20 protein-coding genes and 1 pseudogene are annotated in these 17,165 nt (G+C 59.0%); 10 read left to right on the plus strand and 11 right to left on the minus strand.

Annotation, left to right across the window (positions count from 1 at the left end):
* Positions 1-575: 575 nt before the first annotated feature.
* From ACIPL2_RS13665 to ACIPL2_RS13680, 4 genes and pseudogenes are all read left to right on the plus strand, one after another.
* Complete coding sequence (locus ACIPL2_RS13665; RefSeq protein WP_401357050.1) at positions 576-755, plus strand: type II toxin-antitoxin system HicA family toxin; 180 nt, start codon at positions 576-578, stop codon at positions 753-755.
* Positions 756-792: 37 nt separating this feature from the next.
* Positions 793-1,200, plus strand: a complete 408-nt coding sequence (locus tag ACIPL2_RS13670) for a type II toxin-antitoxin system HicB family antitoxin (RefSeq protein ID WP_401357052.1) — start codon at positions 793-795, stop codon at positions 1,198-1,200.
* Positions 1,201-1,638: 438 nt separating this feature from the next.
* The gene (locus ACIPL2_RS13675) at positions 1,639-1,908 is read left to right on the plus strand and encodes a short-chain dehydrogenase (protein WP_401357055.1); all 270 of its coding nucleotides are present in this window, start codon (positions 1,639-1,641) and stop codon (positions 1,906-1,908) included.
* Between the two features lie 62 nt (positions 1,909-1,970).
* Positions 1,971-2,453: pseudogene (locus ACIPL2_RS13680) on the plus strand (hypothetical protein).
* Between the two features lie 291 nt (positions 2,454-2,744).
* Here ACIPL2_RS13680 and tam read toward each other — a convergent pair.
* Complete coding sequence (gene tam, locus ACIPL2_RS13685; RefSeq protein WP_401357057.1) at positions 2,745-3,515, minus strand: trans-aconitate 2-methyltransferase; 771 nt, start codon at positions 3,513-3,515, stop codon at positions 2,745-2,747.
* Between the two features lie 402 nt (positions 3,516-3,917).
* Between tam and ACIPL2_RS13690 the strand changes: the two genes are divergently transcribed.
* The 3 genes from ACIPL2_RS13690 to ACIPL2_RS13700 all read left to right on the plus strand — a co-directional run bounded on the left by ACIPL2_RS13690 (position 3,918) and on the right by ACIPL2_RS13700 (position 5,672).
* Positions 3,918-4,421 (plus strand): inclusion body family protein, encoded by a 504-nt coding sequence (locus ACIPL2_RS13690; protein ID WP_401357059.1) that lies wholly within the window; start codon positions 3,918-3,920, stop codon positions 4,419-4,421.
* A gap of 124 nt (positions 4,422-4,545) precedes the next feature.
* On the plus strand, positions 4,546-5,085 hold the full coding sequence (locus ACIPL2_RS13695; RefSeq protein WP_401357062.1) for an AidA/PixA family protein: 540 nt from the start codon (positions 4,546-4,548) through the stop codon (positions 5,083-5,085).
* A 176-nt stretch (positions 5,086-5,261) separates the two neighbouring features.
* Positions 5,262-5,672, plus strand: coding sequence for a low affinity iron permease family protein (locus ACIPL2_RS13700; protein ID WP_401357065.1), 411 nt, complete (start codon positions 5,262-5,264; stop codon positions 5,670-5,672).
* A 46-nt stretch (positions 5,673-5,718) separates the two neighbouring features.
* Here ACIPL2_RS13700 and ACIPL2_RS13705 read toward each other — a convergent pair whose 3' ends face one another.
* The 4 genes from ACIPL2_RS13705 to ACIPL2_RS13720 form a co-directional block, all read right to left on the minus strand.
* Complete coding sequence (locus ACIPL2_RS13705) at positions 5,719-6,222, minus strand: DUF4142 domain-containing protein (RefSeq protein WP_401357068.1); 504 nt, start codon at positions 6,220-6,222, stop codon at positions 5,719-5,721.
* Between the two features lie 74 nt (positions 6,223-6,296).
* A complete protein-coding gene (locus ACIPL2_RS13710; protein WP_401357071.1) occupies positions 6,297-6,455 on the minus strand; it encodes a KGG domain-containing protein in 159 nt (52 codons plus the stop codon).
* Between the two features lie 115 nt (positions 6,456-6,570).
* Positions 6,571-7,920 (minus strand): diguanylate cyclase domain-containing protein, encoded by a 1,350-nt coding sequence (locus tag ACIPL2_RS13715; RefSeq protein WP_401357074.1) that lies wholly within the window; start codon positions 7,918-7,920, stop codon positions 6,571-6,573.
* Between the two features lie 84 nt (positions 7,921-8,004).
* Positions 8,005-8,643, minus strand: a complete 639-nt coding sequence (locus ACIPL2_RS13720) for a LysE family translocator (protein ID WP_401357077.1) — start codon at positions 8,641-8,643, stop codon at positions 8,005-8,007.
* Positions 8,644-8,901: 258 nt separating this feature from the next.
* On the opposite strand from ACIPL2_RS13720, the gene ACIPL2_RS13725 reads away from it, so the two are divergent.
* Both ACIPL2_RS13725 and ACIPL2_RS13730 read left to right on the plus strand, forming a co-directional pair.
* Positions 8,902-9,141 (plus strand): CopG family ribbon-helix-helix protein, encoded by a 240-nt coding sequence (locus ACIPL2_RS13725; RefSeq protein WP_401357080.1) that lies wholly within the window; start codon positions 8,902-8,904, stop codon positions 9,139-9,141.
* A complete protein-coding gene (locus ACIPL2_RS13730) occupies positions 9,131-9,415 on the plus strand; it encodes a type II toxin-antitoxin system RelE/ParE family toxin (RefSeq protein ID WP_401357478.1) in 285 nt (94 codons plus the stop codon). Before ACIPL2_RS13725 ends, ACIPL2_RS13730 begins: the two co-directional genes overlap by 11 nt.
* A 32-nt stretch (positions 9,416-9,447) precedes the next feature.
* Here ACIPL2_RS13730 and ACIPL2_RS13735 read toward each other — a convergent pair whose 3' ends face one another.
* Positions 9,448-10,359 carry a LysR family transcriptional regulator gene (locus ACIPL2_RS13735; RefSeq protein WP_401357083.1) on the minus strand — a complete coding sequence of 304 codons (912 nt, stop codon included), beginning with the start codon at positions 10,357-10,359 and terminating at the stop codon, positions 9,448-9,450.
* A gap of 77 nt (positions 10,360-10,436) precedes the next feature.
* On the opposite strand from ACIPL2_RS13735, the gene ACIPL2_RS13740 reads away from it, so the two are divergent.
* Positions 10,437-10,925, plus strand: a complete 489-nt coding sequence (locus ACIPL2_RS13740; protein ID WP_401357086.1) for a DMT family transporter — start codon at positions 10,437-10,439, stop codon at positions 10,923-10,925.
* A 139-nt stretch (positions 10,926-11,064) separates the two neighbouring features.
* Here ACIPL2_RS13740 and ACIPL2_RS13745 read toward each other — a convergent pair whose 3' ends face one another.
* The 5 genes from ACIPL2_RS13745 to yiaY all read right to left on the minus strand — a co-directional run bounded on the left by ACIPL2_RS13745 (position 11,065) and on the right by yiaY (position 17,046).
* On the minus strand, positions 11,065-12,396 hold the full coding sequence (locus ACIPL2_RS13745) for an MFS transporter (protein WP_401357089.1): 1,332 nt from the start codon (positions 12,394-12,396) through the stop codon (positions 11,065-11,067).
* A gap of 176 nt (positions 12,397-12,572) precedes the next feature.
* Positions 12,573-13,499, minus strand: coding sequence for a hydroxymethylglutaryl-CoA lyase (locus tag ACIPL2_RS13750; RefSeq protein WP_401357092.1), 927 nt, complete (start codon positions 13,497-13,499; stop codon positions 12,573-12,575).
* Positions 13,496-14,689 (minus strand): CaiB/BaiF CoA transferase family protein, encoded by a 1,194-nt coding sequence (locus ACIPL2_RS13755; protein WP_401357095.1) that lies wholly within the window; start codon positions 14,687-14,689, stop codon positions 13,496-13,498. The genes ACIPL2_RS13750 and ACIPL2_RS13755 overlap by 4 nt, the downstream gene beginning before the upstream one ends.
* Positions 14,690-14,918: 229 nt before the next feature.
* Entirely contained in the window at positions 14,919-15,827 is a 909-nt protein-coding gene (locus tag ACIPL2_RS13760; protein WP_401357098.1) for a LysR family transcriptional regulator, read from the minus strand.
* A 70-nt stretch (positions 15,828-15,897) separates the two neighbouring features.
* Positions 15,898-17,046 carry an L-threonine dehydrogenase gene (yiaY, locus tag ACIPL2_RS13765; RefSeq protein ID WP_401357101.1) on the minus strand — a complete coding sequence of 383 codons (1,149 nt, stop codon included), beginning with the start codon at positions 17,044-17,046 and terminating at the stop codon, positions 15,898-15,900.
* Positions 17,047-17,165 lie beyond the last annotated feature (119 nt).

Consider the following 17,165-nt stretch of genomic DNA (forward strand, 5'->3'; position numbering starts at 1 on the left):
GAGTAACTTGTGATGCTGATAATCTTGTTGACTATCAGTCTGACTCCACAAGCACCCACACGAATTGCTTGATTCAGTTGTTAAAGAGCGGTGGGTTAAGAACTTCGTCTCAACCGAGGCGCGCATTCTACAGCGCCTTATTTCATTTAGCAACCTTAAAAGCATCTAATTTTTATAACAAAATCAACTGCTTAAGCTAAACCCGCATCGAACTGCTCGTCAGCGGGAGGCGAATAGTACAGGATTAAAATGCATGGTCAACCCCCGTCTAAAAATTCTTTTCCTTATAGAAGAACCTGGGTAACCACCAAGGTCCGTACAACACCTTAGGGCAGCACACACCAAAGCATCTCGACCTATCAACACGCGAGCGTGGCGAGGTGAGTGCTCGGTAAAACCCCGCAATACACAAAACACCTCGATTCAATCCACCTAAAGCCATCGCCGCAGCACCTCCCTAGACTCGATCCGGATTGCCTATGTCATCGAACCCCTGGAATGTTTTCGGTGGTTATAGTGTTGATTACAAATTACCAGTAGGTATAGTAACCACAAGCACACCACAGGGAGGTGTTGTGAATAGCCGATTTTTGATAAGCCAAATCGTTGCGGACGGCTGGTATCTGGTGCGCATCAGAGGCAGCCATCATCACTTCAAGCACCCGACCAAGCCGGGGCTGGTGACAGTCCCTCACCCGAAGAAAGATCTGCTGAAGAAAACGACCATCAGTATCTTGCAACAGGCGCTGCTCTAATGAGCCCGATGCGCTGCGTCCTCGGAGGACAATGAACATGCTTTACCCAATTGCGATTTCAATGGGCGACGACGAGCACGCCTGGGGAGTGGAAGTCCCCGACATTGCGGGATGCTTTTCCGCCGGGGAAGATCTGGATGACGCGATGGCCATGGCTCGGGAAGCCATTGAAGGCCATTTCGAGATTCTGGCTGAAGACGGCTCCCCCATTCCGCCCGCTAATAAAGTGACCTTGCATGCGGCCAACCCCAAGTACGCGGGTTGTGCGTGGGCGCTGGTGGACATCGACGTTACCAAATACCTGGGCAAGGCCCAGAAGCTGAACATCACACTGCCCGGTTACCTGCTCAACCGGATTGATGAGTACGTGCTGCACCATCCGGAAGAGAAAAGCCGCTCGGGTTTTCTGGCCTCGGCAGCGCTTAAGGTGTTGCAGCAGAGTTGAAGTGCCAACTCAGAGATGAATCAACCGGCCCCACGTGGCCGGTTTTTTTTTGCAGCGGGATTAGTGAAACACGTGCGGATTGCGCTCTGCTCGGGATTCCGAACGAGGCCGATAGGCTGAAAAAGCAACGTCCTACACGACTCTGGGAATTGTCCGTACACTTGCGTATTGCTGTGTTTTTACCATGAAGCCTATAGTCGAACTGCGCCCAAATGGCGTGTCGGGTTTGGCGACTCGACGTCATGGTACAGAAGCCTCCGAGTAGTTCTCGGAGCGCTTTTGAACGTACTTGGCTGCCTTTTTTTGGTGGCTGTGCGTGGGAGACCTTAGGGTCTGCCGGTTTTACCATGGCCCGGTTCGCCAACCCGCGTACGGCTACCACCCTATTGTTTGGCGACGATTGAGTGGTAGATCTTCCTCTCTACATGGTGATCACAAATGAAAGAGTTCATGGCCTTAACCAGCAACGCCGACGATCTACCCTCCTTTTACGTCAACACCACTCAACCGCTGCACTCACTGCTCAGCAGCGCCAGATACAGAATCGGTGCGGTGACGCAGGTTCTCGAAAACCTCGCGATGCGAGGTGAAATCAGCACTGACTCGGTCATCCTCAGCGACTTCGCATTGTTGTGCGCCATACCTTTGCGTGATGGTTGCGATGTGCTGGATGTCATCGCCCGGCGCATGGATGCACAACCGTCCTGATGTTTATCGGGCGCCTTTCGAGGTGCCCTTTACGTTTCAGCGCAATACAAAGCCCCTCGCCCATGACCCAAAACATCTACGACGATCCCGGATTCTTCCATGGCTATAACCAGATGGCTCGCTCCATTGGCGGCCTCGACTCCGCGCCAGAATGGCTTGGCGTTGCACTACATTAAGAACCTGCCGGGCCTGCTCGCTAACATCCACGCAGCCCTCAAACCCGGTTCACGTTTCGTGTTTTCCATCGAACACCCGATTTTCATGCACCGCGTAACCCCGGCTGGATCACCGATGCCGACGGCCGCAAGAGCTGGCCGCTAGATAGCTATCAAATGGAAGGCGAGCGCATCACCCACTGGCTGGCGGAAGGTGTGATCAAGCAACACCGAACCGTGGGCACGTTACTTAATAGGTTGATCGCGGCGGTATTCACCCTCCAGCACATCAACGAATGGGGCCCATCAGATGCAGAGGTCGCGGCGCAGCCGGCGCTGGCCGAAGAACGGGAACGCCCCATGATGATGTTGATCGGCGTGCAACGCTGAAGGCCGCCCGTACATTTTGCGTAAAGATCCTCGCGGCCCAGTAAAGAAGCCGTAGCAAGGCGTTTCGCCCGCAAATAGATACCTTATTCTCCCGGCTCACCCTTCGCACCGAGATCACCATGGACAGTTCAGAGTTGGGAATCATGATCGTTTCAATGATCGGGTTGTTCGGCTTTGCTTCATTTGCTTTTGAATACTTGAGTGCCAGGCGCTCCAAGAAAGGCAAGCCGCAGTGATGCTCTCAGTGGCTCAACGAAAAGGGGCAGATAATGCATCTGTCCCTTTTTCACATCAGCGCGTCGCCACCAAAAACAACCGCGGAAATGGCAACAACACCGAACCATCCGCCAGCGTCGGATAAGCCCGATCGATTGCCGCCTGATATTGTTTGAGATACTGCTCCCGCTCCGCTTCATCCAGCGGATCGAGAAACGGTCGCAAACCACTGCCCTTGAACCACTCGACTACCCCAGACGCGCCGCCCGCCAGTGGGTGATGGTACGTCGTACGCCACACATCAACCCGGGAACAATGGGCCCGCAGCATCGAGTAATAACCACTGGCACTCTCCATCTCCGTCCGCTGCCCGGCAGCGCCAGCCAGTTTACCGACCCACGGACCATCGGCTGCCACCTCGCGCATCAAGCGGTGCGACGGTTCATTGAGATTGTCCGGCATTTGAATCGCCAGACTGCCACCGGGAGAAAGCTTGTTCACCAGTGCAGGGAGCAACGTCGCGTGATCAGGCAACCACTGCAACACCGCGTTGGCGAAAATCACATCGAACGGCCCGCTGTCCTTCCAGGTATCGATGTCAGCGATATCGAACTGCACCTGCGGCAGACGTTTGCGCGCGGCCTCGATCATGTCAATTGAACTGTCCAGCCCCCGCACCGTGGCATCGGCAAAGCGCTCCACCAGCAACTCGGTCGAGTTGCCGGGCCCGCATCCAATGTCGATGGCCAAGCGCACGTCCGTGCCGGGGATGGCCGCCAGCAAGTCGCGGGCAGGACGGGTGCGTTCATCTTCAAAAGCGACGTATTGTTTGGCGGACCAACTCATTGGGTTCTCCTGTCGGTGCATTCTCTTCACGACGGATCAAGAGGATACAGCGCCAATGCCCATCTGCCCTCCCCCGAAGATGTAGACGGACATTACAGCCAGGCCTTTCAGTTCTCGATGACCTGGTTCTTATCGCGAAACTCTCGAATCTCATCACCAAACACACCGTTCGTCGAGCCAAGGCTAAAGCAGTTTTGACAGCATAAAATTGGCATCTATAGTCCAATCGCGGCCTGTTTGAAGGAACCCAACCCGTCATTGCAACGCAAGGAGCAAGGCCTGTTTGTATCCCGTCAAAACGGGTGGGTTCCAACGTCATGTGTTCACAACGGCCGCAAGGCAAGCAAGCGTTGTTGTGCCTGGTAGGTAGCCAGGCGTCCACTATGAACAAGGAGCTTCACTATGTCTCGAGTCACGGATGTACTTGTTTCCATCGACACTGAAACCATTCTGAAAAGCTACCCGAACATCAGCAAAAACCCCGCTTCGCCGACGCTGATCGATGTCAATCATGTGTACATGGTGACCAATCAGAACAACGTGGTCAGTGGGCAGGCCGGTGGCGAACTCAACTTGAGAGCCCAGGTGGGCGACTTGATTCGCTGGCGTGAAACCAGCCTGTCGCAGAGTTTCGAAACAGCAGTCATTTTCTACAAGTTCGTCGGCAATGTCGGCAACGAATTGATCTCCACACCCACGCCACGCAAGGCTACTGCCTGTGTCGCCGTCCCCAACACCAGCAATCCATCGGTGCCGAGCTGCCAGAAAGTCGATAACCATTACTGGTCTTCGGAAACACTTTCAACCGGTAGCGTGACCTATCACTTCCACTTCCTGATCGTAGATCGCGACTGCAAGATTGTCGGCTGCTGCTCGTGGGATCCGTTCATTACCATCCGTAACTGACGATGGACTGGCCCCTTGGCGACAAGGGGCCAGCAGCGTTCGTTGCCGCCTCGACGGGAACAGGATGTCTTGCATGAATCGAAGCGGCTGCCGTCACCTGTCAACATCATGAAAGGAATCCATGATGACTTCCGAACCGATCAAACCCCCTTCTTCCAGCGGTACGACCGCCAATAATGTATTGCTGATCGTCGATGCCGAATCGCTGCTTTCACGTTACCCGCAACCCAGCCTTGAACCGCAGAACCCCACCGCGATTGATCAAGGCCACGTCTTCGTCATCAGCGGCACGCCAGTCAAACAAAATACGATAAATGACAGCTATGTGACGCTACCCACCGACAATGGGACAATTTTCCATATCCGCGGTAGAACCGTCAGTTTGCTCGCCGAACACAGCGTTACTTTTTACGAGATGTCGATAGGCGATGCCGGGGTTCTTTCAACACCTGAGCTGAAAGTCCACGGCAACCTGACCGTGCCCGCCCCCGATCCCGCCAACCCAACCGAACCGGGCAGCCACGAGGCTGATGATCATTATTGGCAGTGCACGCAACTGGCGTCAGGGATTGAGAAGTGCGAATTGCGTTTCATGCTGATCGATAAAAACTGCGAGGCATTGGGGTACTTCAGCTGGACGGTTGAGGTGAAGCTAGAGAGTTGAACGAAAACCGGCCAGCAGGCAAACACACAACCCTGTAATTGGATGGACTCGCCCAAGCCTGCTGCTACAGCGTTTGAATTTCTGCCGGTTTTTCACTGCCCCCCCACTTTTAATCAGAATTTTCAGCCTGCCGGCGCTGTCACAAAATCAGGCGCATCCCTACAAGGAACACGGCAATGAAATTCGCAAAAGTCGCACAGAAACTCGCCCTATGGGCCGGCAGCCCCAAGACGTTCATGGGGGCGATTATTCTGATTTTCCTGTGGGGGCTGAGTGGGCCGATTTTCGACTTCAACGACACGTGGCAGCTGATCATCAATACCTCGACCACCATCATCACGTTTCTGATGGTGTTCCTGATTCAGAACACCCAGAACCGCGACACGGACATTTTGCATTTGAAGGTCGATGAGTTGCTGCGGGTAACAAAAGAGGCGCAGAACGCGATGCTCGGGCTCGAAGCGCTGGACCTCAAGCAGTTGGAGGCGCTGAGAAAGCAGTATCGGCAGCTGGGTGAAGGTGAAACGATTTCCCTGGACGGCACCGTCGTCGAGGAAAAAAAGGATTCGGGCCTGAATCAATGCTGATCGGCGATGCGCGGGCGGCCCAAGGTCACCCGCGCTCTCCCAATGGCTAGCGACTGGCCTGCAGCGCCCTGGCCATTTGCAGATGGTTTTGCAGTTTGGGCAGGGTTTCTTCAGCGAACGCTTTGATTTCCGGAATGTCGGTGGTCTGCGCTTCACGCTGAAGCTGGTCGATGGCTTCCTGGGTGGTTTTCACCTGGCTGGCGGCATAGGCCTGATCGAAAGACGCGCCGTCCATCACTTCCGGCATCAAGGCCTTGGCCTTGTCGACCACCTCTTCGCGCGGGGCCACCGGCAAATCGAGTTGCTTGGCTATTTTCGCCAGATGCTGGTTGGCGGTGGTGCGATCGTTGATGACGACGATCGTGTAGTCCTTGACCTCTTTGGATTCGGTTTTCTGGTGCGCCAGGCGACTGGCTTCGATGTCGGCCATGCCTTTGGCCGACGCATCATTGATGAATTCGGCGGGTGACTGGGCAAAGGCACTGCTGGCACACAGGCCCAGTAACGTGGCGAAACTGGCATTGCGTAATCGGGTGGCCATCCGGCTCATGGTCGCGCCCTCCTCGAAATAAAATTCAAACGGGAGCTTTCGCTCCCGCCTCTCAATCAAAACCACCTTCACCACTACTTGGATTTCTGGCCACCTTTGCGGCCCATATCGGGTTTGGCAGGGTCTTTATCGACAGTCGTGGTGGTAGTTTTCCCACCTTTGCGACCGGCTTCAGACGCCTTCGTTCGATCGTTGCCGAAGTTTCCCGAGTTCGAGTTTCTTGAGTTAGGCATGATTCTCTACCTCTTGGTGATGATCGCGGCGAGCAGGAGCCCGCATAGAATCAGAATTTCGATCCCTGCAAAGGTTTAGAAAAATTGAAATCCCAGCGACGAACGGTGGAGGTTTTTACACGCTCAGTCGCAGATGATGCTGGCGTTTTGCGGAGTACATCGCTTCATCGGCATGCCGGAAAAGCTGCTTTTCTTCGGTGCCGTGCTCGGGGTAATTGGCGATGCCGATACTCGGATGGATGTTCAGGCTGTGCCCGTCCAATCGCAGTGGCTGGGCCAGGACTTGAAGGATTTTGCCCGCAACGCTGTCGGCATCTTCCGCCGCGTGGATGCTGTGCAACAACACCACAAACTCGTCACCGCCAATACGCGCCACGGTGTCGGTTTCGCGCACGCAGCCCTTGAGCCGATTGGCGACCGCTTGCAGCAGCATGTCGCCGACCGCATGGCCGTGGGTGTCGTTGACTTCTTTGAAGCGGTCGAGGTCGACGTACAACAGCGCCATGCGCCCGGAATCTGCCCGCGCCAACGTCAGCGAGGCCTTGAGCCGGTCACGCAGCAACTCGCGGTTGGGCAATTGCGTCAGTTGGTCGTACTGGGCCATGTGCTGCAGTCGGGTATGCAATTGCTTGCGTTCAATCGCCGTGGCGACTTGGGCGCAAACGTACTGCAACAGTTCCTTGTCCTGCTCGGTGTAGCGCTCGCCGCCGGGCACGCTTTTGACGATCAGCGCACCGATGGTGCCGTTTTGCGAGTTTAACGGTACACCGAGCCAGCAAGGTGAATGCTGGCCCGCGACCAGCGTTTCAAACCCCACGGGAAGATTTTCCTGGCCCGGGGTCAACAGAATCGGCTGGCCGCTGCGAATCACTTCGGCGCAAAGCCGCGCGGTAATGGTCCCGGGCGCCTCGGGCTGCAATTCATGGTCGTCGACGTGATAGGGAAAATTCAGCTGTGCACAGTGCTCGTCATACAGCGCGACGGAGAAATTCAGCGCGGGCAGCCATTCACCGATGATCAAATGGACGCGCTTGAACAGCGCCAGCAAATCTTCCGCGGCGTGGGCTGCTTCGGAGATCGCATACAGCGCCGCCTGCCGGGACTCGGCCTGCTTGCGTTCGGTGATGTCGCGGGCGACGGCGATGCGCAACTGGTCAACCTCCGACCAGCGCGCCGACCAGAGGATGTTCACCACGCGCCCATCTTTACGCAGGTAACGGTTTTCGAAATTGAGTTTGGGGTCGCCGCCCATGATTTCCCGCGCGGCGTCGAGGGTGCGCTGACGATCGGCGGGGTGCACCAGGTCGATCATCGGCTGGCCGATCAGCTCGTCGGGGGTGTAGCCGAAAATGCGCTCGCAGGCCGCGCTGACAAAGACGAAGCGGCCTTGTTTGTCGACCGCACAGACGGCGTCCAGCAAAAGATCGATGTAACTCGCCAACGGCGCGGAATTTCTCGTTGCCATAGTGCGGTGAGCGTGTCCGGACAATGTAGCAATAAATAACCTTCCCTGACCGTTCAGTACAACCGACGCATCCTGCGATCAGCCTCAAGCCTTGTTCGGCATCAACCCCGGCAATGCGTGCACCAGGGCGTTGATGGCAAAACCAATGAACATCATCCCGCACAACCGGGTGATTGCCAGCTCATGACGCTGATACAACGTGCGCACCTGACGTGCCCCGACAATGCCAATGAGGATAGCGTAGGCGATGAGGCCGCCGACGAAGCTCAAGACGATCAGCCACGGCAGCATCGACCAATGCAGCAGCTCGGCGCGGCTGGAGAGCAACGCGGTGAATGTCGCCACCGCCACCGGGTACGCCTTTGGATTGGTCAGGCCAAACAGAATGCCGTGCCAGAACGGCTGCCGCGCCGGGCCTTGAGGTGTCTCGGCGCTGCTGCGACGAGCGCGAATCGCGCGCAAACCGAGCCAGAACAGATACAGCCCGCTGATCACGCCCAACACGTCGAACGCGGTGCTGCCGATTTCCCGCGCACCGACAATCGCGATCAGCGCGGTGCTGCACCAGACCACGTCTCCCAGCAAATGCCCGCACAAGAATCCCGCGCCCGCCCGCCGACCACGCGCCGCGCCGATGCCAAACACCGCCAATACCCCCGGCCCCGGCGTGATCCCGTAGATAAAGCCCGAGGCGAGAACGGCCATTAGCAGCGATGGGGTCATGGGAAATCCTGATGAACTACTGGGTGAATGGACGCAAGTCTATATCAGGTCCCTCGGCGTCGAGTTACTGATCGTCGAAGAACTTCATTCCGGCATACGGCCGTTGCCGACATTATCTTTGAGCCTTATGGCAGTGTCGCTGGAACGAGAGTGCGAAAGGTCGGTGCAACGATTAGTTACGACAGACGAACGGGATGACCTCCGCTCTATGATGACGGTGTAGTATGTTGTATTACAAATCACTACATCGAGACCATCATGTCCGTCATGTCATTACGCTTGCCAGACGAAATAGCCGATACCCTCGCCAACCTTTCCAAGGCAACGGGTCGAAGCAAGTCATATCTTGCCGTGGATGCATTGCGTGAGTACCTGGCCCGGGAAGCCTGGCAAATCCAGGAAATCCAGAATGCCCTGATAGAAGCCGATGCAGGAGACTTCGCAACGTCAGAGGAAGTGAATGCAATCGCTGACAAGTGGACAGCCAATGCGCGTTGAGTGGCTGCGTACTGCATTAAAGAATCTGGATGACGAAGCCGCGTACATAGCACTGGAGAACCCAAAAGCTGCAGCAGACTTTGTCCAAGCCATTCTCACCAGCATTGATCATCTTGCTCGCTTTCCAGCGACAGGCCGTGAAGGCCGATTGCCCGGGACTCGGGAATGGGTTTTACCAGATCGGCCCTATGTGATTCCCTATCGAGTTCGCCAAGGCCGTTTGCAAGTGCTGCGGGTCTTTCATACTCGACGTCTCCCACCAAGTGCTTGGTAAACCCCATGAAATCCGGCGGTATTGGTTAATCATCAACCGCGGCCTATTCCCTCCTCTATTCGCTTACTCAACCAGTTCAACGCCTGATCCCCACCCCGCCGTTTATGCCAAACCAGCACAAACGTAAAAGAAGGAATGTGAAATGGCGGTGGCACGACGATCAACGAACGGTCATCAATATCGCGCACGCCTCGCGAAGCGACGGTGAGGATCAGGTCGGTGCCGCTGATGAGTTCCGGGGCGACGCTCCAGTGCGGCAGGCTGATCGCCACGCGGCGGCGTTCGCGCAGTGTGGTCAGGGCGCGTTCGATTTCCGGGGTGCCGCTGCCGCGCATTTCCAGCAGGACATGGGGGCGTGCGAGGTAAGTCGGCAGGTCGAGGTCGCCGTTGGCGGGCAGGCTGTGGCGGTCTACCAGGCAGACATAGTGTTCTTCGAACAGCGGCGTACTGCGCAGTTCGTGGGGCAGCTCGGGAAAGACGCCGGCCGCCAGGTCGATGTCACCGTTGAGCACGGCATCAAGCATGCCTTCGCGGCTGGCGTGGCTGATTTGCAGGTCGATGCCCGGTGCTTCCCGGCGCAACGTGCGAATCAGTCCCGGCAGGACGATCGCGGCGCCGTAGTCGGACATCGCCAGGCGAAACGTGCGCCTGGCGGTGGCCGGGTCGAAGGCGTTCGGCGCCAGCAGCGATTGCACTTGGGCCAAGGTTTCGGTCAAAGGTGCCATCAACTCCAGGGCACGAGGCGTCGGCACGAGACTGGCGCCGGCCCGCACCAGCAGCGGATCGCCGAGCAGGTCACGCAATCGCGCCAGGGCATGGCTGACGGCGGGCTGGCTCAGGTGCAAACGTTCGGCCGCGCGGGTCACGTGTTGCTCGGTGAGCAAGGCGTCGAGGATCACCAGCAAGTTGAGGTCGATGCGCCGTAGATCATTCATCTGATGCATGTTCTGGATAGCAAATCGGAATTTAAATCTGCGTTACGAATACTCTAGAGTCCAGCAAAACCTGTTGGAGAGTGATCATGAGTACATTGCATTGGACCGGCCTGTTGTTGCTGGCCGTGATTGCCGGGGCGGTGGTGCCTTTTCAGAGTGCGATTAACGCGAATCTGGGACGCGGTCTGTGTCACCCGTTGTGGGCGACGATGGCGTCGTTGCTGGTGAGTATTGTGGTGTTGTTGCCGGTGATGCTGGCGATGCGTTTGCCATTGCCAACACTGGCGTTCATCAGCAAGGCGCCGTTGTGGATGTGGGCTGGCGGGGCGTTTGGGGTGTGTTTTATTTCGTTGGCGCTGGTGCTGCTGCCGAAGCTTGGGGCCTCAGGGTTTATGGCGTTGGCGCTGGCCGGGCAAGTGGTCGCGTCGTTGGTGCTGGATCACTTCGGGATGTTTGGCTTGGTCGAGCGGCAGATGACGGTGTCGCGAGGGCTGGGGGCTTTGTTGCTGGTGGCGGGCGTGGTGCTGATTCAGTTCAGTGCTACACCGGCAAAAACTTTGGTGACGGCGAGTTGAGCGCTAACTGACAGTGAAGTGGTGACTGTCAGGCCGCCTTCGCGAGCAGGCTCGCTCCCACAGGTGATCGGCGGCGTGGCACAGATCAAGTGTGGGAGCGAGCCTGCTCGCGAAGGCGGCCTGAACAGCGCCGCAGTTTTCAGAACTTGTCGAGCGTACGCAGCTTTTGCGGCAGTCCCCACATCAGCAGCGCAACGGCGATCAGCGCGCAGATACCGATCACGTACAACGCCGGTGTGGTGCTGCCAGTCAGGTCCTTGATCCGCCCGACCATGACCGGGCTGACGATGCCGCCGAACTGGCCAAGGGTGTTGATCACCGCGATCCCGCCCGCAGCGCCCGCCCCGGCACCGGCCAGCAGTTTCGGCGGCAGGGTCCAGAAGCTCGGGATCGACGCGATGATCCCGGCACCGAGCAGGCCCAGGGCGACGATCAGGAAGGTCGTGTGGTTGGCGAAGATCCCCGCACAGAAGAACCCTACCGCGCCCACCGCAACCAAACCGGCGACAAACTTGCGTCGCTCGCCCGTCGAGTCGGACAACCGCCCGATCACCACCATGCTGATGGCGCCGCAAATGTACGGAATCGCCGTCAGCAAACCGATCATCACCGGGCTTTCGGTGCCCGCGCTGCGGATCAGTTGCGGGGCCCAGAAATTCAAGCCGTAGGACGCCACCTGAATCAGGAAGTAGATCAGCCCGAGGGTCAGGAAACCCGGGATGCGCAGCGCGGCGAGCAACGAGCCGCCACTCTTGTGCGGTTCATGGTGGGCGATACGGCTGGCCAGCAAGGTCTTCTCCGACGGCGTCAGCCAATGGGCGTCTTCGATGCGGTCCTTGAGCAGTGTCAGCACCAGCAAGCCGAGGCCGATGCACGGCACGCCACCGAGCAGGAACAGCCAGTGCCAGCCGCGCATATCGAGGAAACCGTCGAGGTGTTGCAGCACCAGACCGGAGAACGGTGCGCCGACCAGACCGGCAAACGCCGAGGACAGGAACAGCATCGAGGTGATGCGCCCGCGATAGTGCTGTGGGAACCACAACGTCAGGTAATACAGCACGCCTGGGGCGAAACCGGCTTCCATCGCCCCGATCACGAAGCGCAGCGCGTAGAACTGCCACTCGCTGTTGACGAAGACCATGGCGGCGGTGGCCAGGCCCCACGACATCATGATCCGCGCGATCCAGCGCCGCGCGCCGACCTTGTACAGCATCATGTTGCTCGGTACTTCGAAGATCACGTAACCGACCACGAACAACCCGGCGCCGAGGCCGTAAGCGGTGTCGCTGAGGCTCAGGTCGGTCTGCAGCTGGAACTTGGCGAAGCTGATGTTGATGCGGTCGAAAAAGGCGAACAGGTAGCAGACCATGATCAGCGGCATCAGGCGCCAGGCGACCTTGCTGACCAGGGCTTTTTCTTCGTCGTGGCTAACGGACGGGTTCGCACCCGCCTCCAGTACATTCAGGCTCATGATGTTTCTCCAGGCGGACTTCCCTTGGGTGTCCGATTGTTTTTGTTGTCTGGTTGAGATGCGTTTTTTGTAGGAGCGAGGCTTGCCCGCGAAGGCGGTGTGTCAGGTGCCATCAATGTTGAATGTGATGGCCTCTTCGCGGGCGAGCCTCGCTCCTACAGGTTTGTTCGGTGTGGTCAGGACGGGCTTGGGTGCAGGTCGCAATTGCGTCCGGCCTTGGCCAGTTGACCGGGCACTTCGTGGCCCAGCAGCGCCGGTAAACCTCGGGACAACTTCAGCAACAGCGGCAGATCGATGCCGGTCGGAATGCCGATTTCATCGCACAGGTTCACCAGGTCTTCGGTGCAGATATTGCCCGAGGCCCCCGGTGCGAACGGGCAACCGCCGAGCCCGCCCAGTGCAGCGTCGAAGCGTCGGGCACCGGCCTCGTAGGCGGCCAGCACGTTGCACAAACCGAGGCCGCGGGTGTTGTGGAAATGCAGGGTCAAATCAGCTGGCGACACCCGCTGCAACACCCGCCGCACCAGTCGATCAACCTGCCGAGGATTGGCCATGCCAGTGGTGTCGGCCAAGGTGATGCCCTGGAGGCCGAGTTCCTGATACGCCTCGACAATCTGCAGCACGCGGTCCTCATCGATCTTGCCTTCGAACGGGCAACCGAAGGTGGTGGCGATACTGCCGTTAAGGCGCACCTGCGTGCCGCCGACGTAGTGCACGATCTCACCGAACGCGGCCAATGAATCTTCGCAACGCATGCGCATGTTGGCCATGTTGTGCGTCTGGCTGGCGGACATCACCAGGTTCAGCTCGTCGGCCCGGGTCGCCAGCGCTCGTTGCGCGCCTTTCAGGTTGGGGATCAACGCGACGTAAATCACCCCCGGTTGGCGGGTGATGCCCTTGAACACCAGCTCGCCATCGCGCAGCGCCGGAATGGCCTTGGGCGAGACAAACGACCCTGCTTCGATGCGAGTGAAACCGGCCAACGACAGCTGATCGATCAGCGCAATCTTGTCGACGGTTTCAACCCAGGTCGGCTCGATCTGCAAACCGTCCCGAGGCGAGACTTCCTGAACAATCAGGGTCTGGGAGAAATCAGTGATCATTGCACCACCCCTTCGGTTTTCAGCCGTTCAATGTCCGAGTCCGTCAGCCCGAGCCCGGCGAGAATGCCGTCGGTGTGCTGGCCCAACGTCGGTCCCGACCAGTTCACGCCGCCGGGGGTTTCCGAGAGTTTCGGCACAATGCCCGGCATCTTGACCGTGGCACCGCCGGGCAGGTCGGCGCTGAGCAGCATGTCCCGCGCCTGGTAATGCGGATCGGCGACGATGTCGGCCACCGAATAGATGCGCCCGGCCGGGACTTCGGCAGCTTCCAGGGCCGCCAGCACGTCGGCGATCGGCAGGCTGCTGGTCCAGTGAGTGATCGCCGCGTCGAGCACATTACTTTTCAAGGCACGACCGTCGTTGTGGGCGAATTCCGGCGCGTCGGCCAGATCGCGGCGACCGATGGTTTCCATCAGGCGCTTGTAGATCGGGTCGCTGTTGCCGGCGATCACCACGTAGGCGCCATCGGCGGTCAGGTAGGTATTGGAAGGCGCGATGCCCGGCAGAGCGCCGCCGCTGCGTTCGCGAATGTGACCCTGCATGTCGTATTCCGGCACCAGGCTTTCCATGACGTTGAATACGCTTTCGGCCAGCGACACATCGACCACTTGCCCGCCGCCCTGCCCGGTCTTGACCCGCAGCAGCGACATTAAGGCCCCGATCACCGCGTGCAGCGAGGCCAGGGAATCACCGAGGCTGACACCGACGCGTGCCGGCGGCGAACCGGGCGTGCCGGTGGTGTAGCGAATGCCGCCCATGGCCTCACCGATGGCACCGAAACCCGGACGATCGCGGTACGGGCCGGTCTGGCCGTAACCGGAAATGCGCACCAGGGTCAGGTTGGGGTTGAGAGCGTGCAACACGTCCCAGCCCAGTCCGAGTTTTTCCAGGGCGCCGGGACGCAGGTTTTCGATGAGGACGTCGGCGCTGGTCGCCAGTTGCTTGACCAGTTCGATGCCTTCCGGGGATTTCAGGTTCAGCGCCAACGACTTCTTGTTGCGCGATTGCAGGTACCACCACAACGAGGTGCCCTCGTATAGCTTGCGCCATTTGCGCAGGGGATCGCCCTGGCCCATGGCTTCGATCTTGATCACCTCGGCGCCGAACTCGGCGAGCATGCGCGCGGCAAACGGCGCGGCGATCAGCGTGCCGATCTCGATTACCTTGATTGCACTCAGGGGGGCAGTCATCGCGGGGTACCTCTGTTGTTCTTGGAATATGAGCCAAGGCTAGAGGACCGGGGGGGCAGGAATCCAACCTTCAGTTGGCAACGGGCGTTCGTGAAACGCGAACGCTCCCTTGGAAGGGTCGCGACCTCGGGTCAGTCTTCGCGGGCGAGCCTCGCTCCTACAGGTTCAGCGCGCCCCTGTAGGAGCGAGGCTTGCCCGCGAAGAGGCCCGCCCATCCACTCAAGAATAATCAGACCTGACCCCGCAACTGCTCAAACAACATCCGGCTCACCGGCGACAACGCCGCTTCATCGCGCACCACCAACACCAGCGCCCGATCCGACCAGTCATCCGTCAACGGCACCGCGTGCAACCCCAACGCCCGGCCAAACAGCTCATAGGCTTTTTGCGGCAAAATCCCGATGCCCATGTTGGCCTGGACCATCCGGCACATCGCATCAAACCCTGGCACATGAATGCGCAACCGCAGCACCTTGCCGGCCTTGCGTGCCGCCGCGTGGGTGCGCATGTTGATCGAGCTGGCCGCATGCAAACCGACGTAGTCGCTGTCCAGCGTATCGGCAAACGCCAGGCTGGAACGACGGGCCAACGGATGATCGGGCAGCATCAACACCACCAGTTTGTCCTGCCGATACAGCACGCTGCGCAGCCCTTTGACGTCGCTGTCGCTGGAGCAGATCCCGAGGTCGGCCACGCCATCGAGCACACCTTGGATCACCCCGCTGCTGGGGCGTTCTTCGAGGTCGGTCTTGACTTGGGGATGACGCTCGGAAAAGTCCCGCAGGTCTTCGGGCAGAAACTGAATGATCGCCGACAGGTTGGCGAGCATCCGCACATAGCCGCGAATTCCGTGGCTGTGCTCGCCCAGTTCCAGGCCCATTTTCTCGACGTTGAAGAGCATCTGCCGGGCATGGTGCAACAGGGTTTCACCGGCCGGCGTCAGCGTCATGCCCTTGGCTTGACGCACGAACAGGCTGATGCCCAGCGCTTCTTCCAGTTCCATCAAGCGCTTGCTGGCCGCCGACACGGCGATGGCTTCGCGGGCGGCGGCACGGGTCAGCGTGCCTTCCTCGTGGACGGCGACGAACAGCTGAAGGGTGATCAGGTCGAGGCGGCGGATCAGGCTTTTTTGCAGCATCAGGGACTCGATGATGTCGGCTCGGGCGAAGTCGCAGCATAGCGTCCTTTGCGCCCGAACCGTGTCACCGTTAAAACGCGCTGCGGAAAATCTCCTCGATCTGCCGTTGATCCGCCGCACGCGGATTGGTCAGGCCACAGGCATCTTTCAAGGCGTTGGCGGCAAGCATCGGGATGTCGTTGAGCTTGGCGCCGAGCGCGCGCAAACCGGCGGGAATGTCCACGTCCCTGGACAAGCTGCGGATGGCCGCGATGGCCGCTCGCCCGCCCTCTTCCGGACTGCCCCCGCGCGCGTCGACACCCATTGCGACGGCGATATCGGTCAGGCGATCGGCGCAGACCAACGCATTGAAGCTTTGTACGTGGGGCAGCAGCACCGCGTTGCACACACCGTGGGGCAGGTCGTAAAAACCGCCCAATTGGTGGGCCATGGCATGCACATAACCCAGGGACGCATTGTTGAACGCCATGCCCGCCAGAAACTGTGCGTACGCCATGTTTTCCCGTGCCGCCATGTCGCTGCCGTCGCGCACGGCCAGGCGCAGGTTATTGCTGATCAGGGTGATGGCCTTCAGAGCGCAGGCGTCGGTGATCGGGTTGGCGGCGGTGGACACGTAGGCTTCGATGGCGTGAGTCAGTGCGTCCATGCCGGTGGCGGCGGTCAGGCTTTTCGGCATGCCGACCATCAGCGCCGGGTCGTTGACCGACAGCAACGGTGTGACGTTGCGGTCGACGATGGCCATTTTCACATGACGGGTTTCGTCGGTGATGATGCAGAAACGGGTCATTTCGCTGGCCGTGCCGGCGGTGGTGTTAATGGCAATCAGCGGCAGCTGCGGTTTGCTTGATTGATCGACGCCTTCGTAGTCGCGGATTTGCCCGCCGTTGGTCGCGCACAAGGCGATGCCTTTGGCGCAGTCATGGGGCGAGCCGCCGCCCAGGGAGATGACGAAATCACAGCGGGTTTCCTTGAGCAGGCCCAGGCCCTTCTCGACGTTAGTGGTGGTCGGGTTCGGCTTGGCGCCGTCGAAGATCACCGAGTCGATGTCCTGCAACGCCAGTTTCTCGGCAATCATTGTCGCTACGCCCGCCTTGGCCAACCCGGCGTCGGTGACGATCAGCGCCTTGCGAAAACCGTACTTGCCGATGGCGATCATGGCCTCGTCGAGGCAACCAATGCCCATGATGTTCACGGCGGGGATGAAAAACGTGCTGCTCATGAGCGAATCTCCTGGCTGAGGCCGAACCGGCAGTGCCGATCCAGCGGGTACCCACAGGATCAACCCATCGCTTGCGCAGTAACTTGATCTGGCTCAAGTCTGGGTCGTGATAAAGTCGC

It is taken from the genome of Pseudomonas sp. NPDC086251, from assembly GCF_044746405.1.
Lineage (GTDB): Bacteria > Pseudomonadota > Gammaproteobacteria > Pseudomonadales > Pseudomonadaceae > Aquipseudomonas.